This is a genomic window from Pseudomonas paraeruginosa, from assembly GCF_003025345.2.
Classification (GTDB): Bacteria; Pseudomonadota; Gammaproteobacteria; order Pseudomonadales; family Pseudomonadaceae; genus Pseudomonas; species Pseudomonas paraeruginosa.
The window spans coordinates 1,775,607-1,795,595 of the sequence record NZ_CP020560.1 but is presented as its reverse complement, the minus strand read 5'-3'; the positions used below and the strand labels follow the sequence as shown (position 1 = coordinate 1,795,595).

21 protein-coding genes are annotated in these 19,989 nt (G+C 67.2%); 4 read left to right on the top strand and 17 right to left on the bottom strand.

The genetic code is table 11. The features are described from left to right. Positions 1 to 4 precede the first annotated feature (4 nt). Together B7D75_RS08610 and B7D75_RS08605 are read right to left on the bottom strand one after the other, a co-directional pair. The gene (locus B7D75_RS08610) at positions 5 to 4,351 is read right to left on the bottom strand and encodes a DEAD/DEAH box helicase (protein ID WP_107113920.1); all 4,347 of its coding nucleotides are present in this window, start codon (positions 4,349 to 4,351) and stop codon (positions 5 to 7) included. 68 nt (positions 4,352 to 4,419) lie between these two features. After that, the gene (locus B7D75_RS08605) at positions 4,420 to 4,803 is read right to left on the bottom strand and encodes a hypothetical protein (protein ID WP_003091614.1); all 384 of its coding nucleotides are present in this window, start codon (positions 4,801 to 4,803) and stop codon (positions 4,420 to 4,422) included. 162 nt (positions 4,804 to 4,965) lie between these two features. Between B7D75_RS08605 and B7D75_RS08600 the strand changes: the two genes are divergently transcribed. Further along, positions 4,966 to 5,253, top strand: coding sequence for a hypothetical protein (locus tag B7D75_RS08600; RefSeq protein WP_034082031.1), 288 nt, complete (start codon positions 4,966 to 4,968; stop codon positions 5,251 to 5,253). Between the two features lie 79 nt (positions 5,254 to 5,332). Here the strand turns inward: B7D75_RS08600 and B7D75_RS08595 are convergent, their stop codons facing one another. The 13 genes from B7D75_RS08595 to B7D75_RS08530 all read right to left on the bottom strand — a co-directional run bounded on the left by B7D75_RS08595 (position 5,333) and on the right by B7D75_RS08530 (position 15,851). Then, complete coding sequence (locus B7D75_RS08595) at positions 5,333 to 5,662, bottom strand: YnfA family protein (RefSeq protein WP_012074948.1); 330 nt, start codon at positions 5,660 to 5,662, stop codon at positions 5,333 to 5,335. Continuing rightward, the gene (locus tag B7D75_RS08590; RefSeq protein ID WP_003156546.1) at positions 5,659 to 6,081 is read right to left on the bottom strand and encodes a hypothetical protein; all 423 of its coding nucleotides are present in this window, start codon (positions 6,079 to 6,081) and stop codon (positions 5,659 to 5,661) included. The genes B7D75_RS08595 and B7D75_RS08590 overlap by 4 nt, the downstream gene beginning before the upstream one ends. A 233-nt stretch (positions 6,082 to 6,314) precedes the next feature. Then, the gene (locus B7D75_RS08585; RefSeq protein WP_012074947.1) at positions 6,315 to 7,127 is read right to left on the bottom strand and encodes an SDR family oxidoreductase; all 813 of its coding nucleotides are present in this window, start codon (positions 7,125 to 7,127) and stop codon (positions 6,315 to 6,317) included. Between the two features lie 116 nt (positions 7,128 to 7,243). Then, positions 7,244 to 7,543, bottom strand: coding sequence for a hypothetical protein (locus B7D75_RS08580; RefSeq protein ID WP_003156542.1), 300 nt, complete (start codon positions 7,541 to 7,543; stop codon positions 7,244 to 7,246). Positions 7,544 to 7,709: 166 nt separating this feature from the next. Next, positions 7,710 to 9,032 carry an outer membrane porin OprP gene (gene oprP / locus B7D75_RS08575; RefSeq protein WP_023443253.1) on the bottom strand — a complete coding sequence of 441 codons (1,323 nt, stop codon included), beginning with the start codon at positions 9,030 to 9,032 and terminating at the stop codon, positions 7,710 to 7,712. Positions 9,033 to 9,480: 448 nt separating this feature from the next. Further along, positions 9,481 to 10,797, bottom strand: a complete 1,317-nt coding sequence (oprO, locus tag B7D75_RS08565; protein ID WP_034082025.1) for an outer membrane porin OprO — start codon at positions 10,795 to 10,797, stop codon at positions 9,481 to 9,483. A gap of 247 nt (positions 10,798 to 11,044) precedes the next feature. After that, positions 11,045 to 11,635, bottom strand: coding sequence for an HvfX family Cu-binding RiPP maturation protein (locus B7D75_RS08560; RefSeq protein ID WP_003156539.1), 591 nt, complete (start codon positions 11,633 to 11,635; stop codon positions 11,045 to 11,047). A gap of 2 nt (positions 11,636 to 11,637) precedes the next feature. Beyond that, the gene (locus tag B7D75_RS08555) at positions 11,638 to 12,372 is read right to left on the bottom strand and encodes an HvfC family RiPP maturation protein (protein ID WP_107113919.1); all 735 of its coding nucleotides are present in this window, start codon (positions 12,370 to 12,372) and stop codon (positions 11,638 to 11,640) included. Continuing rightward, positions 12,369 to 13,223 (bottom strand): HvfB family MNIO-type RiPP peptide maturase, encoded by an 855-nt coding sequence (locus tag B7D75_RS08550; protein ID WP_107113918.1) that lies wholly within the window; start codon positions 13,221 to 13,223, stop codon positions 12,369 to 12,371. The genes B7D75_RS08555 and B7D75_RS08550 overlap by 4 nt, the downstream gene beginning before the upstream one ends. 18 nt (positions 13,224 to 13,241) lie before the next feature. After that, positions 13,242 to 13,556, bottom strand: a complete 315-nt coding sequence (locus tag B7D75_RS08545; RefSeq protein WP_003156537.1) for an HvfA family oxazolone/thioamide-modified RiPP metallophore — start codon at positions 13,554 to 13,556, stop codon at positions 13,242 to 13,244. A gap of 326 nt (positions 13,557 to 13,882) precedes the next feature. Then, entirely contained in the window at positions 13,883 to 14,122 is a 240-nt protein-coding gene (locus tag B7D75_RS08540) for an anti-sigma factor family protein (protein ID WP_003156536.1), read from the bottom strand. Further along, a complete protein-coding gene (locus tag B7D75_RS08535; protein WP_034082017.1) occupies positions 14,116 to 14,727 on the bottom strand; it encodes an RNA polymerase sigma factor in 612 nt (203 codons plus the stop codon). Before B7D75_RS08535 ends, B7D75_RS08540 begins: the two co-directional genes overlap by 7 nt. A gap of 2 nt (positions 14,728 to 14,729) precedes the next feature. After that, the gene (locus B7D75_RS08530; protein WP_003156534.1) at positions 14,730 to 15,851 is read right to left on the bottom strand and encodes a beta-ketoacyl-ACP synthase III; all 1,122 of its coding nucleotides are present in this window, start codon (positions 15,849 to 15,851) and stop codon (positions 14,730 to 14,732) included. Between the two features lie 492 nt (positions 15,852 to 16,343). Between B7D75_RS08530 and B7D75_RS08525 the strand changes: the two genes are divergently transcribed. After that, positions 16,344 to 16,859 (top strand): ankyrin repeat domain-containing protein, encoded by a 516-nt coding sequence (locus B7D75_RS08525; RefSeq protein WP_012074941.1) that lies wholly within the window; start codon positions 16,344 to 16,346, stop codon positions 16,857 to 16,859. Here the strand turns inward: B7D75_RS08525 and B7D75_RS08520 are convergent. Further along, positions 16,843 to 17,334 carry a cysteine hydrolase family protein gene (locus B7D75_RS08520; RefSeq protein WP_033996552.1) on the bottom strand — a complete coding sequence of 164 codons (492 nt, stop codon included), beginning with the start codon at positions 17,332 to 17,334 and terminating at the stop codon, positions 16,843 to 16,845. The genes B7D75_RS08525 and B7D75_RS08520 overlap by 17 nt on opposite strands. 111 nt (positions 17,335 to 17,445) lie before the next feature. On the opposite strand from B7D75_RS08520, the gene B7D75_RS08515 reads away from it, so the two are divergent. Beyond that, complete coding sequence (locus B7D75_RS08515; RefSeq protein WP_012074939.1) at positions 17,446 to 17,859, top strand: 3-isopropylmalate dehydratase large subunit; 414 nt, start codon at positions 17,446 to 17,448, stop codon at positions 17,857 to 17,859. Between the two features lie 51 nt (positions 17,860 to 17,910). Here the strand turns inward: B7D75_RS08515 and B7D75_RS08510 are convergent, their stop codons facing one another. Next, positions 17,911 to 18,348: an HIT family protein gene (locus B7D75_RS08510; protein ID WP_012074938.1), complete on the bottom strand. Its 438-nt coding sequence runs from the start codon at positions 18,346 to 18,348 to the stop codon at positions 17,911 to 17,913. A 203-nt stretch (positions 18,349 to 18,551) separates the two neighbouring features. Here B7D75_RS08510 and phoA point away from each other — a divergent pair, with 203 nt between their 5' ends. Next, a complete protein-coding gene (gene phoA / locus B7D75_RS08505) occupies positions 18,552 to 19,982 on the top strand; it encodes an alkaline phosphatase (protein WP_003154489.1) in 1,431 nt (476 codons plus the stop codon). Positions 19,983 to 19,989: the final 7 nt, after the last annotated feature.

The following is a 19,989-nucleotide window of genomic DNA, read 5'->3' as shown; positions in this document are numbered from 1 at the left end:
GGCCTCAGTGACGGCGGATCAGCAGCGCGCGTATCTGCTGCGCGGTCTCGCCGTCGACCTCCGCGAGCATCCGTACCTTGCCGGCCACCAGCGCCGCCAGCGGCGTTCCGTCTCGATAGAGCAGGCGGTTGCCGGTCAGCGCCGGGACCCGTTCGCCGGGTAGCAGGCCGCCGACCAGGTTCAACGGGTCGACCGCCGACACCACCAGCATCGCCCCGTCCGGCGGTCGCTTGCGTACCTCGCGCAACAGGCCGAGCGCTTCCGGCAGGGCGAACTGCTCGCCGGCCAGGCCGGCGATGAAGCGCCCGCCGCGAATCTCGCCACGCGCTTCCAGGCGATGGAAGACGCGCAGCAGCTCGCGCCACGGCGGCAGCCAGTCGGCCTCGCGCTCCAGCAGGCGCCAGGCGACCACCCCATAGCGCCGCAGCAAGGTCCGGGCGACATGTTCGAGGACTTCCGCCGGCAAACGCTGCCCCGCCTCTTCCACCTTCGTCCGGCGCAGCGGCGCCCAGCGCCCGGCGTCCTGCATGCCGCCTGACAGGCCGCGCGAGCGGCGCTCCTGGCGGCTGCGCTTGTCCGCCGGCATCAGCAGGGTGCGCAGCCCGGCGAAGCTGTCGGCGTTGACCCGGCCGACCGAGACCAGCTCGCCGAGGGCGTTCTCCAGCTCGCTGCGCAGCAGGTGGGCGTCCTGGCCCAGTTCGTCGAAGAACGAGGCGCCCTGCTCGCGCAACACCTCCAGCACCCGGGCCGCGCGCGGCGACAGTTCCGGCTCCGGCGCGTCGCGCTGCAAGGCGCTCCAGAGTCCCAGCTCGCGGCGCGGCAGGAGGACGATCGGCGCACTGCGCAGCGGTCCGCCGGAGGCCTTGCTGCGTCCGGCCAGACGCGCCCAGACGATGCGCCCGGAGCGACACAGCTGGTCCAGCCAGTGGCTGGCGTAGTCGCCCACCCGCGCTGCCAGCAGTTCGCTTTCCCAGGCGGCCGCCGCGGCCTGGAAGCCTTCCAGTTGCTCGACCACCGTAGCCAGGGACTCCGCTCCCCGGCCACGGGTCGCCGGCGCCAGGCGCTGCCAGTCGAACAGGAAGCGCATGAAATCGGCGCGCTCCACCGGTTCGATTTCCCGGCGCAAGCGCTTCACCGTGTAGCGATGGATACGCGCCAGCAGGTGGCGTTCGCACCACTCCTCTTCCACCGCGCCAGGACTGAAGCGGCCACGCAGCACATAGCCTTCCCGCTCCAGGGCGGCCAACGCGTACTGCTGGTCGGCCAGGCCGATACCCAGGTCGGCCGCCAACTGCCCGGCCGTGCGCGGTCCGAAGCCACCCAGGCGGGCACGGGTCAGCTCCACCATCGCCGCCTCCGCCGAGTCCGGCGGCGGATAGCCGCGAGGTGCCTGGAAAGCGCCGGGCACCCTCGCCGCGGGATGCACCATGCGCATCGCCGGCAGGCGCTCCGCCGCCAGCCAGAGACCGCTCCCTGCGCACGCCAGGCATCCGGCGCGGCGTTGCCCCGACAACTCCAGCAGCCATTGCGCCCAGCCAGGGTTGGCCTCGGCCTCGGCCACGGTGAGAAAGCCCAGGCTATTCAGCGCCTCGTGCATCTCGTCGGCGCTGCGTACGTCCGGCCAGGCTTCGCCGCGCACCGCCTCGATCGCCTCGGCGTCCAGCGCGCCGAGATCGTCGGCGGACTCCGGATCGCTCCAGCGCCGGTTCTGTACCGCCTGGGTGCGGCGCTCCTCCAGCGGCGCGTCATCGAGGAAGGCGTAGGGGCGCGCGCTGAGGATTTCCGCCGCCAGCGCCGAGGGCGCCGGCAGGTCGCGCGCCAGCAGGTCCACCGCGCCGCCCTCCATGTCGCGCAGCAGGGCCAGCCAGCCGTCGCAATCCATCGCCTCGTGCAGGCAGTCGTCGAGGGTCTGCGCCACCAGCGGATGATCGGGTACCTCGCGCTCGCCGACGATGCTCTCCAGGCACGCCACCTGATCGGGGAACACGCTGGCCAGCAGATCCTCGCTCTTCATCCGCAGCAACTGCGGCGGCACCTTGCGACCGCCGGCGTAGCGCGGCAAACCGAGCGAGGTGGTCAGGTTCCAGCGCCAGCGCACGCCGAACAGCGGCGCGTCGAGCACGGCTTGTACCAACAGGTGCTCGGCGTTCGCCGAATGCAGGTAGCGCCAGACCTCGTCGAGGGGGAAGCTGTGGCTGGTGGACAATGAGAGAATGATCGCGTCTTCGGTGGCCGCCGCTTGCAGCTCGAAGTTGAAGCTGCGGCAGAAACGCTTGCGCAGCGCCAGGCCCCAGGCGCGGTTGAGGCGACTGCCGTGGGGACTGTGGATGACCAGCTGCATGCCGCCGGACTCGTCGAAGAAGCGTTCCATCACCAGCCGCCGGCTCCCGGGCAGGCCGCCCAGGGCCTGGCGGGCGCGCGCCAGGTATTCGACGATCTGCCGCGCGGCGCCATCGTCCAGTCCGAGGGTGGCGCCGAGCCAGGCGATGGCCGGCTCCAGCCGCTGCCCCTCCGGCAATGCTTGGCCTTCGCCGAGCAGCTCGTCGAGGGTGTCGCGCAAGCGCGCCACGCTGGCCGACAGCTCGTCGCTGCGCCCCGGCGCCTCGCCGAGCCAGAACGGGATGTTCGGCGGCTGGCCCTGGGCGTCCTCGACCCGCACCCGTCCCGGCTCGATGCGGATGATCCGGTACGAGGTGTTGCCCAGCTGGAATACGTCGCCGGCCAGGCTCTCCACCGCGAAGTCCTCGTTGACCGTCCCCACCAGCAGGCCCTGCGGCTCCAGCAGCACGCTGTAGTCGCCGGCATCGGGAATGGTCCCGCCCGAGGTCAGCGCGGTCAGCCGCGCGCCACGGCGGCCGCGGAGCAGGCCGTTGAGCGCATCGCGATGGAGATAGGCGCCGCGCACGCCGAGGCGTGAGTGGTAGCCCTCGGCGAGCATCCGCAGGACTTCGTCGAAGCGCTCGCGCTCCAGTCCGGCGTAAGGCTCGGCGCGGATCACCAGGCGATAGAGGTCGTCCTCGCGCCATTCCTGGCAGGCCACCTCGGCGACGATCTGCTGCGCCAGCACATCCAGCGGCTGGCGTGGCAGCACCAGGCTGTCCAGCTCGCCACGGCGCACGCTGTCGAGCAGCGCCGCGCATTCCACCAGGTCATCGCGGGAGGTCGGGAACAACCGGCCCTTGGGGGTGCCGCCGACGCTGTGCCCGGAACGCCCGACCCGCTGCAGAAAGGCGGCGATGGAGCGCGGCGAGGACAACTGGCAGACCAGCTCGACGTCGCCGATATCGATGCCCAGCTCCAGCGAGGCGGTCGCCACCAGTACCTTCAATTGCCCGGCCTTCAGGCGCTGTTCGGCGTCCAGGCGCAGCTCCTTGGCCAGGCTGCCGTGGTGGGCCGCCACCCGTTGGCTGCCAAGGCGTTCGGCGAGGAAACGGGTGACCCGCTCGGCCATGCGCCGGGTATTGACGAACACCAGGGTGGTGCGGTGCTCGCCGGCCAGGCGCGCCAGGCGGTCGTAGACCAGTTCCCAGGCATCGTTGGACATCACCGCTTCCAGCGCCACCGGCGGCACCTCGATGGCCAGGTCGCGCTGACGCGTATAGCCGATGTCGACGATCCGGCAGGCCGGATCGCGCGGATCGCCGCTGGCGCCGACGAGGAAGCGCGCGACTTTCTCGATCGGCTTCTGCGTGGCGGACAGCCCGATCCGCAGCAGCGGTCGCTGACACAGCGCCTGCAGGCGCTCCAGCGACAGCGCCAGGTGGCTGCCGCGCTTGCTGCCGGCCAGGGCATGAATCTCGTCGACGATCACGCTGCGCACCCCGGCGAGCATCTGCCGTCCCGACTCCGAGCCGAGCAGGATGTACAGCGATTCCGGGGTGGTCACCAGGATGTGCGGCGGGCGCTTGCGCATCGCCCCGCGCTCGACCTGCGGCGTATCGCCGGTGCGCACCGCGCTGCGGATGTCGACGTCGGGCAGGCCGAGCCGCGCCAGTTCCTCGCGGATGCCGGCCAGCGGTTGTTCGAGATTGATGCGGATGTCGTTGGACAACGCCTTCAGCGGCGACACATAGACCACCTGGGTAGCGTCCGCCAGTTCGCCGCCGGCGGCCAGGCCCTCCACCACCAGGGTATCGATGGCGGCGAGGAAGGCGGTCAGGGTCTTGCCCGAACCGGTGGGCGCGGCGACCAGGGTCGAGAGGCCGGCGCGGATCGTCGGCCAGGCCTCGACCTGGGCCGGCGTGGGCGCGGCGAAGTGGCGTTCGAACCACTGGCGGACGGCGGGATGGAACTCCGCCAGGGGCCGCGGAGCCGGCTCGGCGCGGCGGGCGGAAGAGGATGAAATAGGCATCATGCTCCGCACTATGGTGGCGCCGCGGGCGACTCACAAGGCCCGTCGATCGCCGGTCGGGCGCAATCTCAGAGCCCGGCGACGAAACGGTCGAAGCGCTCGGCGTGCAGCGCTTCGCTGCCGTTCTCCTCGAGCAGCCGGCGGGCCTCGGCGGCCTTCGGCGTCTCGCCGCCGATCAGCCCGAGCAGGCGTTCGCCGCGCGGCGTGAGGACGAAGTTCTCGCCATTGCCGCCCTGCTCTTCCGGACGCGGCTCGATGAAACCGCCCTCCAGCAGGATCGCCTCGTAGTCGGCCGCCTTCTGCTTCAGCGCGTCCATGTCGCCGACCCGCTGCCCGGCCTGGGAGCGTTCCTCGGCCAGGCGTTCGGCATGGGCGCGCGGGGCGAAGTTCTCGTGGGCAGACTGCCGGACCTCCAGCAGCAACCGTTCGACCAGATCCCAATCGTGAGTCATGGCATACCTCCTGACGTAAGCGACGAGGGTTCCTCGCACCCTCTCTATTCGTGCGACCCGCAACCCGCCGCCGGGGTTCGAACCGATCGCCGTCCGGCGCCGAGGCTGAACTTTGCCGGCCCCACCGGGCTCCACCGCTCAGGCCCCCCACAGGAGTACGCCATGAAAGCGTTTTTCGCCCTCGCCAGCGCCTGCGCCTTGCTGGCCGCCGCGCCGGTCTTCGCCTGTTCCGAAGCGGAGGCGGAAAAGATGGGCAAGGAAGTCGCCAGCAAGGTCGCCTCGATCACCCAGAAAAACCCGCAACGAGCCAGGGAACTCAACGAACAGTTGCGCCAGCGCCAGGAAGCCCGCTCGGAACAGAACCGGCCGAGCGATTGCGACGCCTACGCGCAGATGCTCAAGGAACTGGATCAGGAAAAAGGCGACGTGCAGCGCAACACTTCGCAGTGATCCGCCGGTTCGGGGTGTGGCGGCCCGGGACGGCGGGGTCCGGCGCCCCTGGCGGGCGCGCCGCCCACCCCACCCTGAATCACTGCGACAGGCGCGGGCCGAACAGCACGATGCTGGCGCCGAGCACGCACAAGGCCACCCCCAGCCAGTCGCTCCATAAGGGCCGCGAACGCTCGACGAAGGCCAGCCAGAACAGCGACGCGGCGACGTAGATGCCGCCATAGGCGGCATAGGCGCGGCCGGCGTAGCTGGCCTCCACGCGGGTCAGCAACAAGGCGAACAGGCTCAGGCTGAGCAGGCCGGGCAGCACCCACAGGGCGCTCTTGCCCAGCCGCAACCAGAGATAGAAGGCGTAGCAGCCGGCGATCTCGCAGAACGCCGCGAGAACGAACCAGAGGTAGTTGATCACCGCCGCCCGCCCTCCCGCTCCCACGCGCAGCGGACCTGCAGGTCGCTCTCCTGGGGGGTGTGGAAACCGCGCTCGGACTCCCAGCGGAAGGTATGGCTGCCGTTCACTTCGGTTTCCAGGTGGACCACCGCGCTGGCCCAGTACAAGCGACGGAGCAGGGCCTCGAACTGCTCGACCCAGAGATTCCACTCGTATTCGATGGCCTGGTAGCTGGCGCCGAAATGGATGATCTGGGTCTGGTACAGCCCGGCGCCGGACTGCTCGCAGCGGCTGAACATCTCGCGGCCGAGGAACGGCCAGGCCTCGCCGCCCGGCAGGCTGTCCAGCACGCGGCGGTTGGCGGCACGGCGCATGCGCCGCTCCATCGAATCGCCCGGCCAGTCGCGGATGCAGCCATAGACGATGGATTCAGACTCCACAGGGGTACTCCAGAACAGAACGGACTCGCAGAGGCAGCCTTCTAGCACAGGGCGCGAGGCCGGAAAAGCAAAAAGCCTCGCAAATGAGCGAGGCTTCTTGTGGGGTCCAACGTACTTCGGCAGGCAGGCCGGTGACCCAAGCTACTCGATCGCACCGCCCTGGGCAAGCACTATCGGAAACGCACCACGATGGTGCAAGGCCGTGTCCCGCCTGGCCTGCAAGGTACTCCCGCTCAGGCCTGGCGCTGCCGCTTGGCGTGCATCTTGCCGGCCATCACGGTCATCTCGTCATAGATCGCCTGGGGGTTCTGCTGCTTGATCTTCCAGGCCACCCGCGCCTGCTCGTGGGGCAGGATCAGGAAGCTGCCCCTGGCCACTTCGGCGTGGATATAGTCGGCGATGTCGGCGGCGCTGATCGGTGAACTCTCCAGCAGCTTGCCGACCTGGTGCTTCATCTCGGGACTCGGGCCATGGAAAGAGTCCAGCAGGTTGGTCTGGAAGAACGACGGACAGACCACATGGACGCCGACCTCGACCAGCGCCAGTTCCACCAGCAGGCTTTCCGACAACGCCACCACTCCGGCCTTGGCCACGTTATAGTTGCTCATCGCCGGGCCCTGCATCAGCGCCGCCATCGAGGCGATATTGACGATCCTGCCCTTGCTCCGCTCCAGCAGCGGCAGGAAGGCCTTGCAGCCCTTGACCACGCCCATCAGGTTGATCGCGATCTGCCAGTCCCAGTCCTCCAGGGACAGTTCGCCGAAGAAGCCACCGGAGGCAACCCCGGCATTATTGACGATGACATCGATGCCGCCGAGCTTCTCTTCGCAGCTCTGCGCCAGCGCGGTCAGCTGGCTGTAGTCGCGCACGTCGCAGCGCTGGGTGAAACCATCGCCACCGGCCTCGCGCACCAGCTTCAGTGTTTCCGCCAGGCCGGCTTCGTTGACGTCGGCCAGCGCCAGGCGCCAGCCGTCACGCGCCCAGCGCAGGGCGATTTCGCGCCCCAGCCCGGAGCCGGCACCGGTGATCATCATGCGGTTTTGCATAGGGTCCTGCCTTCCTGTTCGTGTGATGAAGGCCAGTGTAACCAAGGGCTCCAGCGGCCTCCGGCTAAATCAGGAAGCTGAATGCCTCGGGCAAACCCGGACGGGGCGGACAGGGATCAGGCGAGCAGCAGCGCGCAGAGCTTGCCGAGGACCAGGGCGATTCCGCAGGCCACCAGCAGGTAGGAGGCGCCATCGAGACGCCGACGGTACAACTGGGCGAAGGAGCCGACATGCCGTTGCAGGACGAACATTCCCAGCGCCACCAGGATCGCCGGCAGGAGGAAGACGAATTGCCAGAAGTGCTCGGCCGCCAGGGCGCTCTCCCCCTTCCCGCCCAGCAGCAGCGCGCCGCCCAGCAACTGGCCCAGCAACAGCAGGCCGCCGATGCCAATACAGGCACGTCCCCAACCGATCATCAGTCCCTCCCCGAATGATTCCGAGGAACGAGCATAGCCAGATGCCGCCATGGGATCTGTGCCCTGGGTCAAGGACAGCGCCGCGCGTCGCAGCGGCCCGGCGATTCCATGACGCAGGTATCGGCGCAAGACCGGGCCCCGCCCGCCATGCGGGGCCCGGGCGGGTTCAGAACACGTACTGCAGGCGCATCACCACGCCATCGCCGCTGTCATCGCCGTTGGCATTGCTGACCTTGTCGGTCTTCGCCTTGACGTAGTTGGCGGAGACCTTCACCGACTCGTTGGCATACCAGTTGACGCCCAGGGTATGGGTCTTGCCCTTGGCGTCACCGACTTCACGGGTGGCGCGGTCGACCACGATGTTGTCGTCCTCGACCTTGATCGAGTCGTAGCGGTAGAACAACTCCCAGGCACCGATTTCCTTGTTCTCCGGCTTGATGGAGTCGAACTTGGCGCCGTCCAGCTTGTAGATGCGCGGCTCGCCGGTGAGGGTATAGGCCAGTTGCGCGTAGTAGCCGGAAGCCTTGAGGTCCTCGCGGTTCTGCTCGGCCTTGACCGTGCGCCGCAGGTACTCGGCCTGGGCCGAGAAGGCGCCCAGCGCCCAGGCGCCTTCCAGGCCCCAGACCGAATCGTCCTTCCACAACCCTTCGAGCGCCGGGTTGCCACCGAACAGGCCGCGGTTGCCGTTGCTGCCGGCATCGTTGCCGCCATTGGTGGAAACGCCGCGCATGCCCATCCGCGGACGGATGCGGGTGTCCACCGCGCTGTCCTTCAGGTCGCGGTAGGCGTATTGCAGGCCCAGGTGCACGACGTTGCCCGACTCGTGCAGCGGCGCGAACACGCCGCGCAGGTTGTAGCGCTTGACGCTGTCGCCATCGGTGTCGTTGTTGTTCTCGCTGAACACGCTGCCCGAAAGGAAGGCCGTCCCGCCCACCACGGAGCTGGCCTGGAGGCCGGTGCCGACGTTGTCGTTGACCCACTCGGCGATCTCATAGGTCAGGTTGCGCTCCATGGCGGTGACCCACTTGGAACTGGTGGCCTTTTCCAGGCCGAAGTCGGTGTAGAAGCGGCCGAATTTCAGGTTCAGCGGATTGAAGCCGGTGTAGGTGATCGAAGCTTCGTCGAAGTAACCGGCACTGTCGTTGCCGACGTTGCGCGACAGGTCGTAGTTGATCTGGTATTTCCAGTCCTTGTACGCGGTGCCGCCGAACTCGAGGTAGGCGCGGCGGAAATAGGCGGCGTCGGCGGTATTGCCGTTGTTCGTGTAGTAGCCGTCGAAGCGGCCGTAGTCGGCCTGCAGGCGGCCGCCGAGCTTGAAGCTGAATTCCTTGTCGGTGGTGGCGACTTCCAGCCCACCCTTGGTCTTGATCACGATATCGGCGCCATCGGTGGTCACTGTCCCGGCCAGGCTCTGCGCGGAAATCGCCAGGCCCAGCAAACTCCAGGCAACACTGCTCCCCACCCCTTTGCACGAGTGTCTGCGAATCATCAGGTAAGTCCCCTGTTCGGATTTCGAATGGTCTTGAGCAGCGCGGAAGCGGCCGGGATCGTCCCGCGCCGGCGCTGCTGGAGGGGGATCATCTGGACGGGTTGTGACAGCGAGACTGCAAAGCGCGAAAGCTTTTGTGACAGGCAGCCGGAGAGCCCCCGGCCGAGGCCGCCGGGCAGCGATGCGGGCCTAGTGGCATCAGGCCTGCGCGATAGATGTAACCATTTGTTTCATTTATTGCGGCAACCTTGCGAAGATTGCCGAACTGTAAGGAAAAGCGAACTTTCCTACCGTTTGGAAACGGCCTCTCGCAGTTTCCTGCCAAGCCGCCGGGTCGCCAAAGAAAGACCCGATTGCAGCGGCCAACATCGCCGCAACCGGGTAAGGAACCGATTAAAAAGACCTCGCCGGAGCGAGGCCGAAAACAGGAGCGGATCGTTGTCGCTTCTTAGAACACGTACTGCAGGCGGGTCACGAAGCCGTCGCCATCATCGTCGCCATTGGCGTTGGTGATCTTGTCGGTCTTCGCCTTGACGTAGGCGGCGCTGATCTTCACCGCGTCGTTGACGTACCAGTTCACGCCCAGGTTGTGCGCCTTGGCCTTGGTGTCGCCGACTTCGCGGGTGGCGGTGTCGGCGACCACGTTGTCGTCTTCCACCTTGATGTTGTCGTAGCGGTAGAACAGTTCCCAGGCGCCGATTTCTTTGTTTTCCGGCTTGATGGAGTCGAACTTGGCACCTTCCAGCTTGTACTGGCGAGACTCGCCGGTGAGGGTGTAGGCCAGTTGCGCGTAGTAGCCCTTGGCCTCGATGTCCTTGTAGCCGTTGTCGTCGGCCTTCAGCTTGCGCGCCAGGTATTCGGCCTGGGCCGAGAACGGTCCCATCGCCCAGGCGCCTTCCAGGCCCCAGACGCTGTCGTCCTTGTAGGAGCCGGCCGGCGAGTTGGAGACGCCGCCGAAAGTCGCGCGGTTGCCGTTGTCGCCAGCGTCGTTGCCGCCGCTGGTGGAGATGCCGCGCATGCCCAGGCGCGGACGGATGCGCGAATCGAAGGCGGTGTCGTCGAGGTCGCGGTAGGCATAGTTCACACCGACGTGGAGGACATTGCCGGTTTCGTGCATCGGCGCGAATACGCCGCGGAAGTTGAACTGCTTGACGCTGTCGCCGTCGCGGTCGTCGGCATCCTTGGCGGACACGCCGGCGGACAGGTAGGCCATGTCGGCGAGGGTCGAATTGACCTGGGCGCCCATGCCGTCCTGGTGGGTGTTGATCCAGTCGGCCAGTTCGTAGGCGGCATTACGCTCGGGTGCGGTCACCCACTTGGAGCTGGTGGCCTTTTCCAGGCCGAAGTCGGGGTCGAAACGACCGAACTTCAGGTTGACCGGGTTGAAGCCGGTGTAGGTGATCGAGGCTTCGTCGAAGTAACCGTTGTCGGAGCTGCCGGTGTTGTGCGACAGGTCGAAGTTGACCTGGTATTTCCAGTCCTTGTACGCGGTGCCGCCGACTTCGATGAAGGCGCGGCGGAAGTAGGCCGCGTCGGCGGTGTTGCCATTCTTGGTATAGAAGCCGTCGAAGCGGCTGTAGTCGGCCTGCAGGCGGCCGCCCAGCTTGAAGCTGAATTCCTTGTCGGTGGTGGCGACTTCGAGGCCGCCCTTGGTCTTGATCACGATATCGGCGCCGTCGGTGGTCACGGTGCCGGCGAACGCCTGGGCAGATACGGCCAGAGCCAGAGCGCTGGCAACGAAGCCGAGCGAGTGCTTACGGATCATCGAAGATTTCCCCTTAATGGTGTGTGCATTGGCAACACGCGAGTGCCTGGCTTCAGCGCGCCCCTTGTTTCGCGCTGGCCGGAAGGCGGCCCCGTTGTGTTGGGGGGAATCTTGGCGAGGGCAGATTGCAGCCAAATTGCATGAAGATAAATGTTTCATTACAGAGGAACTTTTTATCTCCAATGCGAATAACGCGAAAAGCCCGCTACAGCGGGCTTTCCAGGGTTATTCGATATGGGTGGAAAGCTCAGCGCAATTTTCTTGCAATCCAGAAGTCAGCCGAAAGCCACTTGCCGGCGCCACCGAAGAACAGCGCGAGCAGCATCGCCAGGTAGGTCGCGGCGAACTCGATGCCGTTGTTGACGATGGCGAAGCCGCCGCTGGAGGTCAGCCACTCGTAGTTGCCATGCTCGCGGAGGATCTCCCGGGCCCGCGCCAGCTTCTCGCCGGCTTCCAGCACCCGGGCATTGGCGAACGGCGCCGCAGGATCGGCGATCGCCTGCCAGCCGTTCGGCCAGTGCACGGCGAAGATCGCCACCAGCATGGTCACCATCAGCGGCAGGCTGATCCAGCGCACCGCCAGGCCGCACAGCAGCAGCACGGCGCCGCCGGCCTCGCTCAGCGCGGCGAGCCAGGCCAGCAGCTCGGGAAACGGCAGGCCAAGCCCCCAGTCGGGATTGCCGAACCACTCGATGGTCGCCGGCATGTCCGCCAGCTTCTGACTGCCGGCCATCCAGAACACCGGCGCCAGGTACAGGCGCAGCGCCAGGGGGGCGAGGAAATCCAGCCCACGGGTAGCGTCGAGGGCATGCTGCAAACGCAGGAACACGGTCTTCATCATCACTCCAGAGCGCCCTCGCCGAGGAGGATGCCCAGCGCGCGCCAGTCCTCCAGCAAGGCGAAGGCATTTTCGAAATACTGCGCGTCGGGCTCCAGGCCGCTGTTTTCGGCCAGCTCGCGCAACAATGGCAACAGCGTGCCGGGAGCCTCGCCCGCTTCGCTCAGGCGAAGGGCGAGGCAATAGGCGAACGGCGACAACTGCAGGAAGCGCACCTGCTCCGCCGGATCGCGCCAGACCAGCAGGCAGGTCGGCTCGGCCGCCGGCTGCGCGGGTCGGTACTCCGGTCCCAGGCGGTGTACGGGCCAGCGATAGGCCAACGGCCAGGCCAGCGGCGACCAGGACCAGGCCTGCGTCGGCATCCCGGCGGGCGCCTCGGCCAGCAACAGGGCCAGCTCGACCCATTCGTAGTGCGCCAGTTCGAGCAGGAAGGGCGGATCGCCGTCCTCCGCCCGGTAGCCGTCCTGCAACCAGGCGAGGAACTCCTCGCCCAGTTCGCCGAAGTACGGCGTACGGCAGCGGTGTTCGCGCAGGAAGGCACGCACCAGGCGCTCCCAGCGCGGCGCCGGAAACAGGCTGTGGAGTACCGGGAAGCCGTTGCGGATGAAGCTCTCCAGGTTGTTGAAGAACAGTTCCTCGTAGATCGCCATGCGTTCCGCCGCGACACCGGGCGGCAGGCTCGCCTGCGGATCGCGGATGCGCGCGGCGAACCCGCGTTGCAACGTGGCATCGCTCATGTGCCATACCCCAGGCTGCGCAGTTGCAGTTCGTCGCTGCTCCGCTGCAGCTCGCGAATGCGCTGCGTTTCGGCATACAACTCGGCCAGCGGCGGGAAGTTGAAATCGCGCTCCAGCAGCGTCGGACGCTCGCCGTGGCAGGCGTAGGCATGCGCCAGCAGGTCCCACACCGGATCGCAGACCGGCGCGCCATGGGTATCGATCTTCAGGCTGGCGCCCTGTTCGTCGTGCCCGGCCATGTGCAGGTAGGCAATCCTCCGGCTGGGCATCGCGGCGATGTAGGCATGGGCATCGAGGCCGAAGTTGCAGGCGTTGACGTAGACGTTGTTGACGTCCAGCAGCAGTTGGCAATCGGCCTCTTCCAGCACCGCGCGGACGAAATCGACTTCTTCCATCTCCCCCGGCAAGCGCGCGTAGGCCGAGACGTTCTCGATGATCAGCGGGCGCTCGAGCACGTCCTGGACCACCCGGACCCGCTCGGCGACCCGGCGTACCGACTCGTCGCTGAACGGCAGCGGCATCAGGTCGTAGAGCTGGCCGTCGTCGGCGCAGGCCGAGAGGTGCTCGCTGTAGGCGCGGATGCCGTGCTGCCCGATGAACCCCTTGATCGCGCGCAGCAACGACATGTCCAGCGGGGCGTAGCCGCCCAGGTTGAGAGACAGACCATGACAGAGGAACGGCAGGCGCTCGGTCAGCTCGCGGAACTGGCGGCCGAGACGGCCGCCGATGCCGATCCAGTTCTCCGGGGCGACTTCGAGGAAGTCGACCCGGCCCTCGGCGCTGGCGCCGAGCGGCTCCAGCAGCGCGCGACGCAGGCCAAGCCCGGCGCCGCTGACGAATACCTCTTGCATGGTCCGTCTCCTCAGGACTTACGACTTTTTCTTGTCGGCGCCACAGCTGCCTTCGCCGGCTTTCTTCTCGCCACCACAAGTCCCTTCCTTGGCCTTGCGATCCGCGCCGCAGCTACCTTCATGGCCCGCCTTGGAGGCTTCGCGCTTGCCCTTGTCGGCGCCGCACTTGGCCTCGCCGCAGGAACCTTCCTTGGTCTTCTCGGCCGCCGCCACGCTGTAGCCGGTACTCAGCTCCTGAACGGCGAAGGGATTCTGCGCGGCATGCGCGGCGACACTGGCCACGCCGAGCAGAGCGGCGCCGACGACGGAGGAAGCGAGGGAAATCTTTTTCATGGGGTAACTCCTGAGTTTCGGTAACGGGAGCCGGTATGGCGTCCTCGCCCCAATGGACGGGGCACCCGCGGCGGCGTTACAACGGCGTCGAAAAAATTTTCCGGCCCTCTACCTGGAGACAGGGTTTACCCCTACTGGAGAAAATATCGGGCGGCGATATTCGCCAGGTCCCGGGCGCTCTCCTCGACTTCGGATACCCATTCCCGCTGGCGGAAGAGAGAGCCGCCCACGCCAGGCCGGGTTCCGTTCGCCCAAGCCGGATACCGGAAACGAAAAAGCCGCCACCCGCGATTCACGGGCGGCGGCTTTTTCCTTGGCGGCCGGGCTCAGCGCCGCGCGGCGTCCTTGCGCAGTTCGGCGAGGTGCGCGGCCAACCTGTCGAGTTCCGGGCTCTGTCCTTCGGGCAGGCGGCGCACGGTCGCCTGGGTCAGGCGCATCTGCCGGATGAAGCGCCGGCAATGCCGGCACATGAGCAGATGGCTACGTACCGCCAGTCGTCCACGGAAGTCCAGTTGCCCATCGAGAAAGTCGCTGGACCGGGCGACCAGTTCCTTGCAACTCAGCATTGACCGGTTTCCTCGAAATGCTCCAGGGTGGCGAAGACTTTCAGCCGGGCGCGATGCAACAGCACCCTGACATTGGACAGCGTGATGTCCAGCAGATCACGGATTTCATCCAGCTCCAAGCCCTGGCGTTCACGCAGGGTCAGCACGCTGCGCTGCAATTCGGACAGGCTGTTGAGGGTCTTTTCCAGGCAGTCGCGCAGCTCGCCTTCGGTGAGCAGGGCGTCCGGCGAGTCCTCGTGCCAGGCATGCGGCGGCTGGCTCCAGTGTCCGTCGGCGGCGAAGCGCCGGTCGTCCACCGTACCATGCGGGCCCGGCAGGTCGTCGAGAAAAACCTCCCGGCGCACCTGGCGCAAGCGACTCTTGGCGGTATTCGCGGTGATGGTCAGCAGCCAGGTCTTCAGGCTCGAGCGCCCCTGGAAACCGTCCAGACCGCGCACCGCCGCGAGCCAGGCATCCTGCACCACCTCCTCGGTGTGCGATTTGCCGATGATCGCCCAGGCCACGGCCCGCATGGCGCCCTGGTAGGCGCCGACCAGCTCGCGGAAGGCTCGCTGCTCGCCGGCCAGCAGGCGCGGCAGCAACTCGGCGTCGGTAGGTGCCGCCACGATCAGTGTTTACGCAGGATCACGCTACCGATCGAGTAGCCGGCGCCGAACGAGCTGAGCACCCCGATGGCGCCGCTGGGCAGGTCGTCCTGGTGCAGGTGCAGGGCGATCACCGAACCGGCGGAACTGGTGTTCGCGTAGCTGTCGAGGATCACCGGCGCCTCGTGCGCCTCGGCGTCGCGACCGAGCAGCTTGCGAGTGATCAGCAGGTTCATGTTGAGGTTGGCCTGGTGCAGCCAGAAGCGCTTGACCTCGGCGACCGCGATGTCGTTGGCCGCCAGGTGCTCGCCGATCAGTTCGGCGACCATCGGGCAGACGTCCTTGAACACCTTGCGGCCTTCCTGGACGAACAGCTTGTCGCGCTTGCCGATACCGCTTTCGTCGGCGCGGTTGAGGAAGCCGAAATTGTTGCGGATGTTATTGGAGAACTGGGTCAGCAGCCGGGTGCTGACGATGTCGAACTGGTGCTTCGACACGGCCAGGTCGGCGCGCTCGACGATCACCGCGGTGCAGGCATCGCCGAAGATGAAGTGGCTGTCGCGGTCGCGGAAGTTCAGGTGGCCGGTGCAGATTTCCGGATTGACCATCAGGATCGCCCGCGCCTGGCCGGTCTGGATCGCGGTGGTGGCGGCCTGGATGCCGAAGGTCGCCGAGGAGCAGGCCACGTTCATGTCGTAGCCGTAGCCCTGGATACCCAGCGCGGCCTGCACTTCCACGGCGATCGCCGGGTAGGCGCGTTGCAGGTTGGAACAGGCGACGATCACCCCGTCGATATCGGCCGCGCTGCGACCGGCGCGCTGCAGCGCTTCGCGGGCGGCGGCCACGGCCATCTCGCAGAGGATCGACCATTCGTCGTTGCTGCGCTCGGGCAGGTGCGGAACCATGCGCTGCGGATCGAGGATGCCTTCCTTGTTCATCACGAAGCGGCTCTTGATGCCGGACGCCTTCTCGATGAAGGCCGAGCTGGACTCGGCCAGCGCTTCCAGCTCGCCCTTGGCGATGGCTTCGGCATGCTGGTCGTTGTACTGGCGCACGAAGGTATTGAAGCTCTCCACCAGTTCGTCGTTGGAGATGCTGTAGGGCGGGGTATAAAGACCGGTTCCGCTGATGACGGCTTTATGCACAGTCGTTCCTCTTCTTTCGCTGGGCCGCCGTCGAACGGGGGCCGATGTAGGCATGTCGGTGCCCGCCGGGGGCCGGCACCGGAAACGGGTTCGCTCGTGACGATACCGGGCGCTCCAGGAAAGGACGCTGGCGGCGCGCTTTCGTACAGGGTCCGGTGCCGTCGACCACCGTTGCGCAGTGTGCCACCGCCTCGCTTCGGCCAGCGCGCGCACCGCTCAGTGGTATCGATGGCGCTAAGGATATTCCAGAGCGCGCGCCGGGCACAGCCGATAGGCGCACGATCGGCTTATTTTCCTCGTTTTCGCCGCCGGTATCCGTATCGAACTGTAAAGACGACGCAACCAGGCCATCTTCCGGTCACAGCAGGCTGGCAGCTTCCCCCCAACCAGCGATTGAATTTGCCAACCCGGCCCATAGGCAATGCTCAAGAGCCCGCCGCGGCCAGGCCACCTATCATTGGGCAGACCCGGAATTCACAAGGAAGCCATCCCATGACCGACAGCCCGCGCCCAGAACTGGATATGGAAACCCAGGCGTTCGTCCATCAACTCTTCGACCTGGCCCGCCAAGGCAACAGCCAGCGCCTCGGCCAGTTGCTGCAACAGGGCCTGCCGCCGAATCTGCGCAACCACAAGGGCGACAGCCTGCTGATGCTGGCCAGCTACCACGGCCATGCCGACACGGTACGCCTGCTGCTGGCCTACAAGGCCGACCCGGACCTGCGCAACCTGGCCGGGCAGACGCCGCTGGCCGGCGCGGCGTTCAAGGGTGACCTGGCGATGGTCGAACTGCTTCTCGCCGGTGGCGCCGACGTCGAGGGCGCCTCGGCCGATGGCAAGACAGCGCTGATGATGGCCGCCATGTTCAACCGGGTGGAAGTCGCCGCCAGTCTGCTGGCCCACGGGGCCCGGCGCGACGCCCGGGACGCCGCCGGCCTGACGCCGCTGGCGGCGGCGCGGATGATGAACGCCGAAGCCACGCTCGCCCTGCTCAGCCGCCCGCACTGAGTCCCAGTTCCTCCAGCACCTCGGCCAGGTCGACGACCTGGCCGAAATGGTGCCGCCACAGGCGCACGCCCAGCTCGCCCGAGCGATCCAGCGAGGAACCGACCACCAGGTCGCCAATCAGGGTCGGCCGCAGGCCGGCGTCGAACAGGGCGAAGCCGGCGGCCAGCACGCAGGTGTCGGCCTGGATGCCGCAGACCAGCACCCGCTCCGCTTGCAGCCCGCGCAGATGATCGAGCATTTCCGCCGTCGGCAGGTAGCCGTGCTTGACGAACACCCGCTCGGCCGCCACCAGGCAGGCGTCGTCGAGCGGCGGCCGCCAGCCGAGCTGGCGCTGGAACGGCGTGCGCGCTTCGTCGTGGAGCTCGACGCTGGCCAGCGAAGGCATGTGTCCGAGCAACCGGCCAATCCCATCCAGCAGCCAGTGCGGCGGGGCGAAGCAGGGTTGCACGTCGACGATAAGCAGGGCCTGGCGCATCGCTGGCTACCTCCGCAAGAACAGGCCAGGCATTCCGGCGCGCCGCGCCCGGTCCCCCGCGCCGCGATGAAACTCGACTAGCCTGAAGGAACCTTTCGACGGAGAGCCTTCATGCGCCCCATGTATGCCGTAGCGATCCTTTCCCTCCTGGCCGGCTGTTCCTCGGTTCCCGCCGAGAAGACCCGGGCCATTCCCACCGACCGCCTGCTCGGCTTCCAGCAGCCGGTGAACGGCGGCGGGCGGCTGGAGGTCCACCGCGACTATGGCTACCTGGGCGGCGGCTGCTACGTGGCGTTCCTTATCGACCGCCAGGTGGCCGCGCGCATCGGCGTCGGCGAGGAAGCCAGCTTCCAGGTCCCGGCGGGCGAGCATGTGGTCGGCATCGGCATCGACACGCAGGACGACACCCTCTGCGGCAAGGGCCTGCTCAACCGCGAGCTGGGCGTCCATGTGGCCGCCGATGGCAGCGCCCGCTTCCGCATCGTCAGCGAGGCCAGTAGCGGCTTCGACATCCGCGCCGAATGAACTGTCGCCCGCCTTCGGCGCTCCGCCGCAGGACCAGCCGGCCCCCGCCGATCAGTCCTGCAGACGCTTCACGAGGCGCTGCTGGAGTTGCGCAAGCACCTCGGGATCGCCCTGCTTCGCCGCGTGGATACCGAGGTTCTCGCCGCTGAAGCGCGGGATGACGTGGAAGTGCAGATGGAACACGGTCTGCCCCGCGGGAGCGCCGTTGAACTGGGCGACCTGCACGCCGTCCGGCTGCACCTCGTCGACCAGCGCGCGGGCCAGGCGCTGGACCACAGCCATGACCCTGGCCAGGTTCTGCGCATCGATCTCGAGCAGGTTGCGCGCCTCGGCGTGCTTGGGGATCACCAGGGCGTGGCCGTACGATTGCGGGAACAGATCGAGGAAGGCGAGGACATCCTCGTCCTCGTAGATCTTGTAGCAGGGAGCTTCGCCGCGAATGATCTTGGCGAAGATGTTCTGGGAATCGTAAACGCCTTGCAGGCTCATGGAAGCTTTCCTTGGACGAAGCGGAGTAGACCTGCGCACCATACCGGCTCGCCCCAGGCTCGTCACGATGTGATACGCCGCGCGCGCCACACACTTCGAAAGAAATTGTCACAAGCCCGTCATCACCCTTCCCTACTTTCGTAGCACTCGCGGCCGGCCCGGCCGGCCGCCACAGCCACCTCCTCAACATAGGGAAATGCGTCATGACCCCAGGCTATCCCCTCGCCCTTTCTCTCGCCGTCTCCATGGCCGTGCTCGGCAGCGCCCTGCCGGCCCAGGCACGCCAGGACGATCCGTCGCTGTTCAACCGCCAGGCGCGCGGCGAAATCAGCGAATACGGCGGCGCGCGGCGCGTCGAGCAGGACCTGACCCAGGCCCTGAAGCAGTCGCTGTCGAAGAAGAAGGCGAAGAATGTGATCCTGCTGATCGGCGACGGCATGGGCGACTCCGAAATCACCGTGGCGCGCAACTACGCGCGCGGCGCGGGCGGCTACTTCAAGGGCATCGACGCGCTGCCGCTGACCGGCCAGTACACCCACTACTCCCTGCACAAGGACAGCGGCCTGCCGGACTACGTGACCGATTCCGCCGCTTCGGCCACCGCCTGGGCCACCGGGGTCAAGTCCTACAACGGCGCGATCGGCGTGGATATCCACGAGCAGCCGCACCGCAACCTGCTGGAACTGGCCAAGCTCAACGGCAAGGCCACCGGCAACGTCTCCACCGCCGAGTTGCAGGACGCCACCCCCGCCGCCCTGCTCGCCCACGTCACCGCTCGCAAGTGCTACGGCCCCGAGGCCACCAGCAAGCGCTGCCCGAGCAATGCCCTGGAGAACGGCGGCGCCGGCTCGATCACCGAGCAGTGGCTGAAGACCCGCCCGGATGTAGTCCTCGGCGGCGGCGCCGCGACCTTCGCGGAAACCGCCAAGGCTGGCCGCTACGCCGGCAAGACCCTGCGTGCCCAGGCCGAAGCCCGTGGCTACCGGATCGTCGAAAACCTCGACGACCTCAAGGCCGTGCGCCGCGCCAACCAGAAGCAACCGCTGATCGGCCTGTTCGCGCCGGGCAACATGCCGGTACGCTGGCTCGGTCCGACCGCCACCTACCACGGCAACCTGACCCAGCCGGCGGTGACCTGCGAGGCGAATCCGAAGCGCACCGCCGACATCCCCACCCTGGCACAGATGACCAGCAAGGCCATCGAGCTGTTGAAGGACAATCCGAACGGTTTCTTCCTCCAGGTCGAGGGCGCGTCCATCGACAAGCAGGACCACGCCGCCAACCCCTGTGGCCAGATCGGCGAGACAGTCGATCTCGACGAAGCCGTGCAGAAGGCCCTGGCCTTCGCCAAGGCCGACGGCGAGACCCTGGTGATCGTCACCGCCGACCACGCCCACTCCAGCCAGATCATCCCGCCAGAAACCGCCGCGCCAGGGCTGACCCAGTTGCTCACGACCAAGGACGGCGCACCGCTGGCGATCAGCTACGGCAATTCCGAGGAAGGCTCCCAGGAACATACCGGCACCCAGCTGCGCATCGCCGCCTATGGCCCGCAGGCCGCCAATGTCACCGGCCTGACCGACCAGACCGACCTGTTCTTCACCATCCGTCGCGCACTGAACCTGCGCGACTGATCGGAGC

Coding starts and splice junctions, on each gene's coding strand:
- B7D75_RS08610 (WP_107113920.1), bottom strand. CDS start 4,351: ATGCCTATTTCATCCTCTTCCGCCCGCCGCGCCGAGCCGGCTCCGCGG.
- B7D75_RS08605 (WP_003091614.1), bottom strand. CDS start 4,803: ATGACTCACGATTGGGATCTGGTCGAACGGTTGCTGCTGGAGGTCCGG.
- B7D75_RS08600 (WP_034082031.1), top strand. CDS start 4,966: ATGAAAGCGTTTTTCGCCCTCGCCAGCGCCTGCGCCTTGCTGGCCGCC.
- B7D75_RS08585 (WP_012074947.1), bottom strand. CDS start 7,127: ATGCAAAACCGCATGATGATCACCGGTGCCGGCTCCGGGCTGGGGCGC.
- B7D75_RS08580 (WP_003156542.1), bottom strand. CDS start 7,543: ATGATCGGTTGGGGACGTGCCTGTATTGGCATCGGCGGCCTGCTGTTG.
- oprP (WP_023443253.1), bottom strand. CDS start 9,032: ATGATTCGCAGACACTCGTGCAAAGGGGTGGGGAGCAGTGTTGCCTGG.
- oprO (WP_034082025.1), bottom strand. CDS start 10,797: ATGATCCGTAAGCACTCGCTCGGCTTCGTTGCCAGCGCTCTGGCTCTG.
- B7D75_RS08560 (WP_003156539.1), bottom strand. CDS start 11,635: ATGAAGACCGTGTTCCTGCGTTTGCAGCATGCCCTCGACGCTACCCGT.
- B7D75_RS08555 (WP_107113919.1), bottom strand. CDS start 12,372: ATGAGCGATGCCACGTTGCAACGCGGGTTCGCCGCGCGCATCCGCGAT.
- B7D75_RS08550 (WP_107113918.1), bottom strand. CDS start 13,223: ATGCAAGAGGTATTCGTCAGCGGCGCCGGGCTTGGCCTGCGTCGCGCG.
- B7D75_RS08545 (WP_003156537.1), bottom strand. CDS start 13,556: ATGAAAAAGATTTCCCTCGCTTCCTCCGTCGTCGGCGCCGCTCTGCTC.
- B7D75_RS08540 (WP_003156536.1), bottom strand. CDS start 14,122: ATGCTGAGTTGCAAGGAACTGGTCGCCCGGTCCAGCGACTTTCTCGAT.
- B7D75_RS08525 (WP_012074941.1), top strand. CDS start 16,344: ATGACCGACAGCCCGCGCCCAGAACTGGATATGGAAACCCAGGCGTTC.
- B7D75_RS08520 (WP_033996552.1), bottom strand. CDS start 17,334: ATGCGCCAGGCCCTGCTTATCGTCGACGTGCAACCCTGCTTCGCCCCG.
- B7D75_RS08515 (WP_012074939.1), top strand. CDS start 17,446: ATGCGCCCCATGTATGCCGTAGCGATCCTTTCCCTCCTGGCCGGCTGT.
- B7D75_RS08510 (WP_012074938.1), bottom strand. CDS start 18,348: ATGAGCCTGCAAGGCGTTTACGATTCCCAGAACATCTTCGCCAAGATC.
- phoA (WP_003154489.1), top strand. CDS start 18,552: ATGACCCCAGGCTATCCCCTCGCCCTTTCTCTCGCCGTCTCCATGGCC.